13 protein-coding genes are annotated in these 12,662 nt (G+C 60.8%); 10 read left to right on the plus strand and 3 right to left on the minus strand.

Annotation, left to right across the window (positions count from 1 at the left end; translation table 11 throughout):
* Nucleotides 1-15 precede the first annotated feature (15 nt).
* The 6 genes from J7447_RS20980 (at nt 16) to J7447_RS21005 (ending at nt 4,668) form a co-directional block, all read left to right on the plus strand.
* Nucleotides 16-948, plus strand: coding sequence for an FAD-binding protein (locus tag J7447_RS20980; protein WP_055660182.1), 933 nt, complete (start codon nt 16-18; stop codon nt 946-948).
* Between the two features lie 138 nt (nt 949-1,086).
* Nucleotides 1,087-1,968 (plus strand): 3-hydroxybutyryl-CoA dehydrogenase, encoded by an 882-nt coding sequence (locus J7447_RS20985; RefSeq protein ID WP_023002521.1) that lies wholly within the window; start codon nt 1,087-1,089, stop codon nt 1,966-1,968.
* 35 nt (nt 1,969-2,003) lie between these two features.
* Nucleotides 2,004-3,494, plus strand: a complete 1,491-nt coding sequence (locus J7447_RS20990; protein WP_209170800.1) for an AMP-binding protein — start codon at nt 2,004-2,006, stop codon at nt 3,492-3,494.
* 58 nt (nt 3,495-3,552) lie between these two features.
* Nucleotides 3,553-3,759 carry a hypothetical protein gene (locus tag J7447_RS20995; protein WP_023002523.1) on the plus strand — a complete coding sequence of 69 codons (207 nt, stop codon included), beginning with the start codon at nt 3,553-3,555 and terminating at the stop codon, nt 3,757-3,759.
* Nucleotides 3,760-4,059: 300 nt separating this feature from the next.
* The gene (locus J7447_RS21000; protein WP_023002524.1) at nt 4,060-4,320 is read left to right on the plus strand and encodes a hypothetical protein; all 261 of its coding nucleotides are present in this window, start codon (nt 4,060-4,062) and stop codon (nt 4,318-4,320) included.
* A gap of 135 nt (nt 4,321-4,455) precedes the next feature.
* The gene (locus J7447_RS21005; protein WP_055660176.1) at nt 4,456-4,668 is read left to right on the plus strand and encodes a hypothetical protein; all 213 of its coding nucleotides are present in this window, start codon (nt 4,456-4,458) and stop codon (nt 4,666-4,668) included.
* Between the two features lie 71 nt (nt 4,669-4,739).
* On the opposite strand, the gene J7447_RS21010 is transcribed toward J7447_RS21005, so the two are convergent.
* Nucleotides 4,740-5,402, minus strand: a complete 663-nt coding sequence (locus tag J7447_RS21010) for a TlpA disulfide reductase family protein (RefSeq protein WP_152505082.1) — start codon at nt 5,400-5,402, stop codon at nt 4,740-4,742.
* 42 nt (nt 5,403-5,444) lie between these two features.
* On the opposite strand from J7447_RS21010, the gene argH reads away from it, so the two are divergent.
* From argH to J7447_RS21030, 4 genes are all read left to right on the plus strand, one after another.
* Nucleotides 5,445-6,830, plus strand: a complete 1,386-nt coding sequence (gene argH / locus J7447_RS21015; protein WP_209170801.1) for an argininosuccinate lyase — start codon at nt 5,445-5,447, stop codon at nt 6,828-6,830.
* Between the two features lie 164 nt (nt 6,831-6,994).
* Complete coding sequence (locus tag J7447_RS21020) at nt 6,995-7,195, plus strand: lipoprotein (RefSeq protein WP_145903830.1); 201 nt, start codon at nt 6,995-6,997, stop codon at nt 7,193-7,195.
* Nucleotides 7,196-7,351: 156 nt separating this feature from the next.
* On the plus strand, nt 7,352-8,626 hold the full coding sequence (lysA, locus tag J7447_RS21025; protein WP_209170802.1) for a diaminopimelate decarboxylase: 1,275 nt from the start codon (nt 7,352-7,354) through the stop codon (nt 8,624-8,626).
* 138 nt (nt 8,627-8,764) lie between these two features.
* Entirely contained in the window at nt 8,765-11,347 is a 2,583-nt protein-coding gene (locus J7447_RS21030) for a TIGR02302 family protein (protein WP_209170803.1), read from the plus strand.
* 353 nt (nt 11,348-11,700) lie between these two features.
* On the opposite strand, the gene J7447_RS21035 is transcribed toward J7447_RS21030, so the two are convergent.
* Together J7447_RS21035 and hpt are read right to left on the minus strand one after the other, a co-directional pair.
* Nucleotides 11,701-12,096 carry a response regulator gene (locus J7447_RS21035; RefSeq protein WP_209170804.1) on the minus strand — a complete coding sequence of 132 codons (396 nt, stop codon included), beginning with the start codon at nt 12,094-12,096 and terminating at the stop codon, nt 11,701-11,703.
* A 2-nt stretch (nt 12,097-12,098) separates the two neighbouring features.
* On the minus strand, nt 12,099-12,662 hold the full coding sequence (gene hpt / locus J7447_RS21040; protein WP_035907880.1) for a hypoxanthine phosphoribosyltransferase: 564 nt from the start codon (nt 12,660-12,662) through the stop codon (nt 12,099-12,101).

Raw genomic sequence — 12,662 nt, forward strand, 5'->3', positions numbered from 1 at the left:
GCAGGAGGATAAAACATGACAACACTTCTTGTGGCCGAATACGCCGGTGGCGAACTGAGCGATGCCACGGCAAAGGCCCTGACGGCTGCCGTCGCTCTTGGTGCCGACGTTCACGTGCTGGTCGCCGGCAAGGGCGTTCAGGGCGTTGCGGATGCCGCGTCCAAGCTTTCCGGCGTCGCCAAGGTTCTGCTTGCTGAAAGCGATGCGCTGGAGCACCAGCTGGCCGAGCCGACCGCCGATCTGATCGTCGGCCTCGCAGGCGATTATGACGCGATCGTTGCCCCGGCAACCGCCAACGGCAAGAACACCCTGCCGCGCGTCGCAGCCCTTCTGGACGTGATGCAGATCTCCGACGTGACGGCTGTTGTCGACGCGGATACTTTCGAGCGTCCGATCTACGCGGGCAACGCGATCCAGACCGTGAAATCCGGCGATCCCAAGAAGGTGATCACCGTGCGGACCTCCACGTTCGCGGCAGCGGAAGCAGGCGGTTCTGCCGCTGTTGAAACCGTTGCGGGAACGGACGGTTCGGGTCTATCGGAATTCGTCGGCGAGGAGCTTTCCAAGTCCGACCGTCCGGAACTGACGTCTGCCAAGATCATCATCTCCGGCGGCCGCGCGCTCGGTTCTTCCGAGAAGTTCCAGGAAGTCATCATGCCGGTGGCCGATGCCCTCGGCGCGGCGGTTGGCGCATCGCGCGCCGCTGTCGATGCGGGCTACGCCCCGAACGACTGGCAGGTCGGCCAGACCGGCAAGGTGGTCGCTCCAGATCTCTACATTGCCTGTGGCATTTCCGGTGCCATCCAGCACCTTGCCGGCATGAAGGATTCCAAGGTGATCGTCGCGATCAACAAGGACGAGGAAGCTCCGATCTTCCAGGTCGCGGACTATGGCCTCGTGGCGGATCTCTTCGACGTGCTGCCGGAATTGAAGGCTGCCGTCGAGTAACACCTGCGGCAAATTGATCACGGACCCCGGGGCGAATAACAGTTTTCGCTCCGGGGTTCTTGCTGTTCGGCGCAAGACTTGCCAAAAATAGCCGCAACCCGTCCAATCGGGATGTTTTCTAAAGATCGGATTTTCAGGATGGCAGTCGAAATCAAGAAAGTCGGCGTAATCGGCGCTGGTCAGATGGGCAGCGGCATTGCGCATGTGTGTGCACTTGCGGGCTTCGACGTGGGATTGAGCGATCTCTCCATGGAACGGATCGAATCCGGCCTGGCTTCGATCAACGGCAACCTGGCGCGCCAAGTGTCCAAGTCCATGATCACCGAGGAAGAGCGCAACGCGGCGCTGGATCGCATCAAGGCAGCCGAAGACCTCGATCTTCTGCGTGATGCAGACCTGGTGATTGAATCCGCCGTCGAGAACGAGCAGGTCAAACGCAAGATCTTTTCGCAGCTTTGTCCGATCCTGAAGCCCGAAGCGATCCTGGCGACCAACACTTCGTCGATCTCGATCACGCGTCTTGCCGCTTCGACCGATCGTCCGGAACGCTTTATCGGCATCCACTTCATGAACCCGGTTCCGGTCATGGAGCTGGTCGAGCTGGTGCGCGGCATAGCCACGGAAGACGAGACTTTCGAAGCCTCGAAAGGGTTCTGCGTCCGTCTCGGCAAGCAGATTGCCGTCGCAGAGGATTTTCCGGCCTTCATGGTCAACCGTATCCTTCTGCCGATGATCAACGAAGCAATCTACACGCTCTATGAAGGCGTCGGTTCTGTTGATTCCATCGACAAGGCCATGCGTCTCGGGGCCAACCATCCGATGGGGCCGCTGCAGCTTGCGGATTTCATTGGCCTCGATACCTGCCTGTCGATCATGCAGGTGCTTTACGAAGGTCTGGCGGACACCAAGTATCGTCCGTGCCCGCTGCTCGTGAAATATGTTGAAGCAGGCTGGCTCGGCCGCAAGACCCAACGCGGTTTCTATGATTACCGCGGCGAGCACCCGGTTCCGACCCGGTAATCGGTTCGCCAGCCACCGCAGAAGCCCCGGTAACAATGAACCTAGCCCGCTATTGCCTGACCAGCGCCACCCCGGACCCGGGCAAGACGGCGCTGGAACTGGTGGGGGCCGGTGGCGCCCTTCTGGAAACATGGAGCTATGGCTCGCTGACGCGGGCCGTTCTTTCGGTTGCCGCGGGTTTGCGTGCCACGGATCTTTCGTCCGGTGACCGTATCCTTCTCAGGATCGGTCACTCCAGCGATTTTCCGCTGGCGTTCTTCGGGGCAATTGCGGGTGGTTTCGTGCCGATCCCGACGTCTTCCCAACTCACTGCATCCGAAGCTGACGCGATCCTGGCCGATAGCGGCGCGCGGATGGTGCTGCACGACGGACATACTGTGCTGCCGAACGCGGGCAGCGCGACGTTGCTGGGTCCAGAGGCCTTGGTCGAACTGAAGCAGGCAAAGCCGGGAGACTTTGCGGAGACCCACGCTGACGCCCCGGCTTTTCTTGTCTATACGTCCGGTACCAGCGGCACGCCGAAGGGCGTCCTGCATGCGCAGCGCGCCGCCAGTGCGCGCCGGCCCATGTATTCCGGCTGGTATGGCATCGGCGCTTCCGACCGACTGCTTCATGCCGGAGCGTTCAACTGGACCTATACGCTGGGTGCCGGCTTGATGGACCCCTGGGCCAATGGCGCGACCAGTGTTGTTTATGACGGGCCTCGAGACCCGGACCTCTGGCCGGACCTGATGACAGACACAAGGGCGACGCTGTTTGCCGCCGTGCCCAGTCTCTACCGGCGTATCCTGAAGTATGGCGCTGTTACGCCCGCCTCCTTTCCCGATCTTCGCCACGGCCTGACGGCCGGAGAAGCGCTTCCGGCAAGTCTTTATCGGGAGTGGAGGGAACGCACCGGCCGCGAACTTTATGAAGCGCTCGGCATGAGCGAGATCTCCACCTATCTCTCCAGCAGCCCCAGCGTTCCGGTAAAGCCGGGTTCCCCGGGCAAACCCCAGGAAGGCCGGAAGGTTTCCATTCTCAGCGAGTTGGATGACACGCCGGTGCCGGTGTCCGGAACGGAGACAGGGCTTCTGGCTGTTCACAGGGATGAACCGGGCCTGATGCTGGGATACTGGAACCGTGCCGAGGAAACAGCGGCCGCATTCAGGGGCGACTGGTTCCTGACCGGCGACAGGGCGCGTACGGATGAAGACGGCTATTTCTGGTACGAAGGCCGTGCTGACGATCTGATGAACGCTTTCGGCTACAGGGTCGCTCCGGAGGAAGTGGAGCGGGTGCTGGCAGCGGACCCGCAGGTGCAGGAAGTGGCCGTGACGGCGGTGCCTGCGCGTGAAGGTGTCAGCCTGATAACGGCCTTCGTGGTGCCGGTCCTCCCCGGACAGCTGGATGCCGACAGTCTTGCCGCTCATGCGGCAGAAAACCTGGCGGAATACAAGCGTCCCAAGGTCTACAAGGTGCTGGAACAGTTGCCACGCACACCGTCCGGCAAGGTCCGGCGCAGTGTCTTGCGGGAGGGGCACTGACATTCGTTAACACCTGATTAAGGGTAGGGGGTTAGGGTGGCCACAAGCTCAGGAGTTAATGATGGACAGCGTTGGCATTGCCACGACATTCGTTGCGCAGACCCAGGCACAGACAGCCCAGACGCTTCAGACAGAGATGATGAAGATGGCCGCCCAGCAGGACGCCAATCTGGTGGCGCTGCTGCAGCAAGGGGCTGACAATCTTCAGGCTCAACAGGCTACACCACCTCCCGGTCTCGGCGGACGGGTAGACGTCAGCGCCTGATCCCGTTCCTTTGCAGTTTTGTTAACGGCCCGTGCGGATTTGCCCCGCACGGGCCGTTTTTGTTGCTCCGCCGGGTGTCTTTTTTCGGGTGAAACCTGAAAAGCACCTCTCGAAAGATGCTTCTGAAAGTTCCCGTCTTTCAAATGCTTATCCATAATTACGTAAAGTTTTAAGAAAAATATTCTGATCAATTCAGTATTTGAGTCAGCAACTCTGACAGTTGTTTTGGAAATTTACCTTTGAATTCAGGTATTTCATACAAGATGAAGTTTGAAATCGTATCCAAGGATTGGAACGACCATGCCTGAAGCAATAGGATATGGAGCATCCCAGGCGTATCAGCCGAACCAGGCCAACACGCGTGCGGGCCAGGTTGCAGAACAAGCCGAAGCGTTCAAGACCAAACGCTCTGAAGCTGCAGCCGTGATTGCGCAACGCCAGGCGAGTTTCAGCACGAACCGGGCAGAATTCCTGAGCCGGCAAGCTGAGCAACTGGAAAATCGCGCGGAAACGCGTCGGCTGGAAGATGGTGTCGGATTACAGGTCAACATCCTGGCCTGATGTGACGCATCTTCCGGATAAGCCGACTGGAAGCATAAGACGAACGAACAAAAGCCGGAGCGCCCGATTGTAAGGATGACGGGTGACCAACGGCTGCGGACAAGCCTCATCACCACGGCGAAGGAGTAACCCATCATGCCGAGTGCTATCGACAGTTCCTCTTCCTCGGCCGCCTACAGCGCTGCAAGTGTTCGCAGCGAACTTGCTGCCAATGCGGTAAGGGACCAGAACCAGCAGGAACGCCAGGTTGCCGAGCGGCTGGAGCAGGCCCAGGCGACCCAGGAAGAAGATCGGCGCGAGTCGCGCCGCATTCCAGGTCTGGGCAACGCGGTCGACATCAGCGTCTGATCCGGCGGAGGGTCACCTCCACCGGCTTCGAAAGGGCTGATGATCTTGATATTTCTGGCGGCAGCCGGACGTCAGGCGTCCGGGGCCGCCATTGCGTTTTTAATAAGCGCCTTGGCCTCGCCGGAGGCCCATTCGGCGGGGCCGTACATGGTGCCGATCTCGCAGCCCTTGGGGCTAACCAGAATGGTTGTCGGCAAACCGGTTGCCCGCGCAACCTTGCGCAGATCCTTCAGAAGATCGTTCGAACTGTCCTGATAGAAGGTGAGATTGCCGACGCCGATCTCGTTCAAAAAGTCTTTCGGCTTTTCCGGTCCGCCCCGGTCGAGATTGACCGCAACCACCTCGAAATTGTCGTCTCCCATCTCCGCCTGCAGCTCGTCCAGGGCCGGCATTTCCTTGCGACACGGGGCACACCATGTTGCCCAGAGATTGAGGAGCACTGTCTTGCCGCCGAAGTCCGACAACGCCATCTGCTGGTCGTCGGGCCCCTTGAAGGTCAGGTGCTGAAGGTCCAGCGGCGCGCTTGCCGGAAGGAAGGCGGCCACTTCTCCAGTGGCAAATGGCTTGGCCGCCGCCGCAAAATCGAGCGCAGCCGAACAGCTTTGCGCACCGGCGATGTTGCCATTCGGTCCAGCGATCACGTATAGAGCCGCTACGGCGGCCACTGCACCCGCAAGCCCGGCGGCAACAATGCCGCGTCTGTTGGTTTTCGCTGGTTCGGTTGGCTTTGTCATTCGTTCACACCCCGCAAGGGGGCGCCTTCTAAGGGACAGGACATGAGCAATCGCATGTGGGGAGGCCGGTTCGCTGAGGGACCGGACGCCATCATGGAGGAGATCAACGCCTCCATCGACTTCGACCGGAAGCTATATAAGCAGGACATCGACGGCTCGAAAGCCCATGTGCGCATGCTCGCGGAAAAAGACATTGTGACGCGGGACGATGCCGACAAGATCGTTCAAGGTCTAGACACAATCCTGTCAGAGATCGAAAGCGGCAAATTCAAGTTTTCCCGCGCGCTTGAAGACATCCACATGAACATCGAGGCGCGCCTCGCCGAGCTGATCGGCCCGGCTGCCGGACGCCTGCACACGGCGCGCTCACGCAATGACCAGGTGGCGACCGATTTCCGCCTGTGGGTGCGCGACACGCTCGATACGCTCGACGACCAGCTGGGTGAGCTGATGCAGGCCCTGGCGGAAAAGGCGGAAACCCATGCTGCCGACGTCATGCCCGGGTTCACGCACCTGCAGTCGGCCCAGCCGGTGACCTTCGGGCACCACATGCTGGCCTACGTCGAAATGTTCGGCCGCGACCGGGGCCGTGTACGCGATGCGCGCAAGCGCATGAACGAATGCCCGCTTGGTGCAGCGGCGCTAGCCGGCACGTCCTTCCCGATCGACCGGCACATGACCGCCAAGGCGCTCGGTTTCGACCGTCCGGCTGCCAATTCGCTCGATGCCGTTTCCGACCGTGATTTCGTCATCGAGGCGCTGGCGACGGCATCTCTCACAGCCATGCATCTGTCGCGCCTTGCCGAGGAAATCGTCATCTGGTGCTCGGCGCAGTTCGGCTTCGTGAAACTGTCGGACAAGTTTTCGACCGGTTCGTCGATCATGCCGCAGAAGAAGAACCCGGATGCGGCGGAACTGGTGCGTGCCAAGTCGGGCCGCATCTACGGTTCACTGCAAGCGCTTCTGGTGATGATGAAGGGCCTGCCGCTCGCCTATTCCAAGGATATGCAGGAAGACAAGGAGCAGGCTTTCGACGGCCTGGCCAGCGTTTCCCTGGCTCTTGCGGCCATGACCGGCATGATCCGCGATCTGGAGCCTGTCACCAAGGCGCTGAAGAAGGCCGCAGGCTCTGGCTATTCGACTGCAACGGACCTTGCCGACTGGCTGGTTCGCGTTCTCGGTCTGCCGTTCCGCGACGCCCACCACGTGACCGGGCGCATCGTGGCGATTGCCGTCGAGAAGGGCATCGAACTGCACAAGGTTTCGCTGGAAGAGATGCAGGCGGTGGAGCCGAAGATCACCAACGAGATCTTCCAGGTGCTCTCCGTCGACAAATCCGTACGCAGCCGAACCAGCTATGGTGGCACGTCGCCGGTAAACGTACGCAAGCAGGCACGCCGCTGGCTGAAAGAGCTGGCCAAGGCCTGATGGCCCATTGAAGGTCGGCATTCCCCGCAACACACGGCGCGAACTGGGTCTTGCCGAACGCGCCGTGTCATGCGAGGAGAAGGACCGGTATGTGACTTTGTAAGAACTCCCGTGTCCGCCCGGACGCGGGGCAGTCGATCCAAAAAGGCATGATGGTGATGACAATGCGGTTCAAAACCCTGGCTCTGGTCGGTCTTTGCCTGAGCGTGACCCTGGCAGGGTGTGGCCGCAAGGGCGGGCTGGAAAACCCGGGAGCGCCTGTGCAGCAGGCGGACGCCGCGGTTGATCCCGCTGTGGCAGCACCGGTGCAGCCGGAAGCGCCGCAAAGCGACAAGCCTTTTTTCCTGGATTTCATGATCCGATAAACCATGCGCGCAGCGGCAGAGCCGGCTGCGCATCGGAGCGAGCCGGCTCTGCCGAGGCAACCGATACGCTCCATCGTTTCAATGCCGATCAGCTTCCGCACGGTCTGGTAACACCGACCGGCCCTGAACCTGATCCAGCCGCATGAGGGCCGTCCCTTGCATCACTTCGATTACAAGAATGGCGAGCTGTTTGCCGAAGACGTGGCGATCGAGACGATCGCGCGTGAAGTAGGTACGCCGTTCTACTGCTATTCCACGGCAACGCTCACCCGTCACTACCAGGTGTTTGCCGCCGCATTCAGCGATATCCCGTCGCTGGTCTGCTATGCGATGAAGGCAAACTCCAACCAGGCGGTCCTGAAGACGCTTGCACAGCTGGGCGCCGGCATGGACGTTGTGTCGGAAGGCGAATTGCGCCGTGCACGGGCAGCGGGCGTTCCCGCGTCGAAGATCGTCTTTTCCGGGGTCGGCAAGACCGAGGCCGAACAAGCCTACGCGCTTCAGGAAGACATCTTGTGCTTCAACGTGGAGTCCGAGCCCGAGTTGCGCCAGCTTTCACGGGTCGCCACTGCAATGGGCAAGACCGCTCGGGTGTCCATGCGCATCAACCCGGACGTCGATGCCAAGACCCATGCCAAGATTGCGACCGGCAAGGCCGAGAACAAGTTTGGTATTCCCTGGCAGCGTGCACGTGACGTTTATGCCGAGGCAGCGGCTCTGCCCGGTATCAAGGTCACCGGCATCGACATGCACATCGGCTCGCAGATCACGGAGCTGGAGCCTTTCGACAACGCATTTGCGCGTCTGGGCGAACTGATCACGGATCTGCGCTCGCAAGGCCACACGATCGACCATGTCGACCTCGGTGGCGGACTGGGCATCCCCTATATCACCGATAACAATCCGCCGCCGCATCCGGACGCTTATGCCCAGGTGGTCAAGAAGCATGTGCGCGAACTGGACTGCAAGGTCATGTTCGAGCCGGGCCGCATGATTGCCGGCAACGCCGGCATCCTGGTCACCGAAGTTGTCTATGTGAAGGAAGGTGCCGACAAGAATTTCGTCATTGTCGATGCCGCCATGAACGACCTGATCCGTCCGACGCTTTACGAGGCCTATCACGAGGTTCGCCCGGTGCGCGAACCGGGGGAAGAAACAGACCGAATCAAGGCCGATATCGTCGGTCCGGTGTGCGAAACCGGTGATTTTCTGGCCCAGAACCGGGATATGCCCAGGGTAGAAGCCGGGGAAATGCTGGCGGTCTATTCGGCCGGCGCCTATGGCGCAGTCCAGTCCTGCACCTACAATTCGCGGCTTCTGGTGCCCGAAGTACTCGTAAATGCAGACCAATTTGCCGTTATCCGGCCCCGGACCAGCTACGAAGACCTACTCGGTCTGGACCGGATTCCGGACTGGCTCAAGGGTTCGTGAACAGATCGGCTGACAATTAGTTGAACCGACAGGTTGCCGGACAGCCCGCTATGCCTCACCTTATTGTATGGTGGGCAGGTCCAGCGGGCTGCGTTTCCGGAGAAACGGGCAGTTCGGGGGGCAAAACCGGAGGTGCCATTGAGCCCGAGCGACAGCGATCCCGATCAAGAACGGCAGATTTCTTCCGAGACCTACGGCTGGCGGGCCTTGATCCGATCCCGGCTGGACAGCCTGGTGCGCCAAAGCCGCCGTGCCTTGTTTATCGAACGCCTGTGGCGTGCTTTGCTTCCGGTGCTGGTGGTACTCGGCCTGTTTGTCGGGGTGTCCTGGCTTGGTCTGTGGCTTGTTCTTCCTGCCTGGGCAGGCCCGCTCGGACTTCTGGTATTCGCTGCCGCCACCGTTTGGGCGGCGCGGGATCTCTTCCACCTTGCCTGGCCGACGCGTGAGGATGCGCTCTCCCGGGTCGAGAAATCTTCTGGCCGTACCCACCGTCCCCTGACAACGCTTGAAGACGAATTGTCGGTCGGTGCGAGCGATCGCGAAAGCCAGGCGATCTGGGCCCTGCATCAGCGCCGCACAGCCGAAGCAGTCGCCGCGATCCGTTCGAAAGCGCCGGATCCGCAGGCCTTCCGACGCGATCCCTGGGCGCTTCGCGTCCTGGCCGCCAGTGTGCTTCTGATCGGGTTTTCGACAGCCAGTGGCGATCATTTCGGCCGGCTGGTCTCGGCCTTTCAGAACCCGTTCAAGACAGTGGAACCGCCCAGCCGTCTCGATGCCTGGGTCACGCCGCCGCTCTATACCAGCGAGCCACCGATTTACCTGACGGGCGAAAGCGCCCAGTTGCGTGATCCGGGTGCGCCGATCTCCGTGCCGGAAGGGTCGATACTTGTGGTCCGCACGCAAGGCGCACGTGATCTCAAGATGACCTACGCCCGTGCGGAAGACACCGAGCCTCAGGTGATCGAACCTGAACTTGGGACAGAAACGGAAGATCCGGATCTGAAAACGCTTTTGCCGGTTGAACGCCGGCTCGAGCTGGAAACCACCGGTATCGTCGAGCTGCTCAACGGCGAAGAGCCGATGCTGAGCTACGTCTTCGCGGTGAAGCCGGACGATGCACCGGATATCCGGCTGACGGACGATCCTGAAGAACAGCTCAGCGGTGCGCTCAAGTTTTCCTATCTTGTGAATGACGACTACGGCGTTGTGGCCGCCGAGGCTCGCATCGCGCCCCTGCCAAATCCGGACAACAACAACCGGGCTCCGCGCCCGCTTGTGGAGGCGCCCCAGTTCCCGCTTTCACTGCCGCCGCGCGCCGGCACAGCCAAGACGGCGGAAACCATCCGGGACCTGACGTCGCATCCCTGGGCCGGTTCTGAAGTCAATCTATCGCTGCTGGCACGTGACCAGGCCGGTCAGGAAGGGCAATCGCCCGCGTATCGCATCACCCTGCCCCAGAGACGCTTCGGCAAGCCTCTGGCCCGCGCTGTCGTCGAACAGCGCCGTAATCTTGCGCTTGATGCCGAAAGCCAGAGCGAGGTCATCATTGCGTTCGATGCCCTGATGCTGGCGCCGGAAATGTTCGACTTCAAGCCGCGCAACTATCTGGGCATGCGCTTTGCCTACGGCTCTCTGGTGAACGCGAGGACCGACGAAGACCTGAAGGCCCTGTTGCCGCTTTTGTGGGACCTCGCCCTGTCGATCGAGGACGGTGACCTTTCCGCAGCCGAACGCAAGCTGCGTGATGCTCAGGAGGCCCTGCGCAAGGCGCTGGAAGAAGGGGCGAGCGACGAGGAAATCGCCAAGCTGACCCAGCAACTGCGAGAAGCCCTGAACGAATACATGCAGGCACTGGCCGAGCAGATGCGCCAGAACCCGCAGGCCATGCAGCCTTTCGACGGCAACCAGCAGACGCTCAGCGAACAGGACCTGAGCGAAATGCTGGACCGGATCGAGGAACTGGCGCGTACCGGTTCCCGTGATGCCGCGCGCGAGCTGCTGGCACAGATGCAGCAGATGCTGGAAAACCTTCAGGCCGGTCGACCGCAGATGATGCCCAACAGCATGTCCAGCGAAATGATGGAGATGCTCAACCAGCTGGGTGAAATGATCCAGCGGCAACAGCAGCTGATGGATGAAACCCACAAGTTCAACCAGGATCAGCAGCAGCAGCGTCGCGGTCAACAGCAGCAACCCGGTCAGCAACAGCAGGGCCAGGGACAACAGCTGACCCAGGAGCAACTGGAACAGATGCTTCAGCAGCTTCAGGAGGGCCAGGGTGACCTGGCACAGCGGCTGCAGGAACTCATGGACCAGCTTAGCCAGAACGGCATGGGCCAGAACCAGGCGCTGGGTGAAGCCGGCGAGTCCATGGGCGAGGCTCAGCAGTCCCTGGGAGATGGACAGGGTCAGCAGGCGCTCGGCGAGCAGGGCGACGCCCTGGATGCCCTTCGGCGCGGCGCGCAGGGCCTGACGGAGCAGATGATGGGTCAGGGCGAAGGCCCGGGATCGCCCAACGGCGCGTCGCCGATGGACGAAGACCCTCTTGGCCGTCCGCGGCGCACCGAAGGCCCGGACTTCAACAACCGGGTGCGTATCCCTGACGAAATCGATGTTCAGCGGGCGCGCCGGATCCTGGAAGAGCTCCGCCGCCGCTTCTCCGATCCCTCCCGGCCGCAGCTGGAGCTCGATTATCTGGAACGGCTCCTGAAGCGGTACTAGGCCCGTTTCTGACAAGGTTTCATGACCCCGCTTCGGCGGGGTCAGTTGTTTTTGACGGTGATGTTCGTGTTTGTGGCCCATCCTTCGAGACGCGCACACGTGCGCTCCTCAGGATGAGGTTGTCTTCTTGGGGGGAGGCCTTTTGTAGCCCCGTGGAGAGCCCAGCCACATTCGGATATTTCTTTGCCGCAAGATCACCCTCATCCTGAGGAAGGGCGAAGCGCTGTCTCGAAGGATGGCCGCTTGCTCAATTCTCTGTGTTCTGAAGGAATACGGTGACTACCGGCATGATCAGCCCAAACAAAAACCCCGCCGAAGCGGGGTCTTGGGTTTCGGAATTGCGGCGGCAGGCCTTACGCGTAGCGGCGGGTTTCGCTCGGCAGATCGCCGGAAATGGCGTTGCGCACGGCCTTGCGGATATCGGCCAGCGAAAACGGCTTGGTGACCACGTCATGGACCAGGGATTCCAGGCCATTGGCCCGTTCACGCTGGTCGGCAAAGCCGGTCATGAGGAGGATCGGCAGCCGTGGATAGTCGCGCGCCGTATGCAGAGCCAGGGCGATGCCGTCCATGACGGGCATCTTGATGTCGGACAGCAGCAGGTCGAAGCCGCCCTTCTCGCGGGTCAGAACCTCGACGGCTTCGCCGCCATCCTCGGCCGCTTCAACGGAATGACCGTCAAGCTCCAGGGCACGCTTTACGAAGCTGCGGACAGCTTCATCGTCTTCAGTAAGAAGAATGCGAGCCATGCTCACTCTCCTGTGTTGCCGTCAGCCGCTCCGTCGTCCGGGGCGACAACGTATCCAATATAGGGCAACTGCCGCCAAGCGTGGCCCATATCCATACCATATCCGACGACAAACTTATCAGGACAGGCAAAACCGACATAATCGGCAGATATGGCAGCTTTACGGCGCTCGGGTTTATCCAGCAGAGCTGCGATCTTCACCGAGTGCGCGCCCCTGTTCAGCAGCCGCTCCCGCGCGAAGGCGAGCGTGCGACCGGATTCCAGGATATCATCCACTAAAATAATATCGCGCTCGTTAACGTCACTTTCAACATCGCGCAAAATCCGGATGGTGTCGGAGCCTTCAGTCCCGGCGCCATAAGAGGACAGGTGCATGAACTCCATTTCCGGCTGCAGTCCTGCCCGGTGCATTGCCCGCACAAGATCAGCCGCAAAAATGAAGCTGCCTTTCAGAACCGCGACAACCAAAAGATTTTGCGGTTTGCCTTCGGCGATTTCCTCTGCGAGCGCGCCAACACGTTGGGCAATGGCGTCTTCATCGAACAGAGTATGGATATCTGATGTCAT

The sequence above is a fragment of the Labrenzia sp. R5_0 genome (genome assembly GCF_017743835.1).
Lineage (GTDB): Bacteria > Pseudomonadota > Alphaproteobacteria > Rhizobiales > Stappiaceae > Roseibium > Roseibium algicola.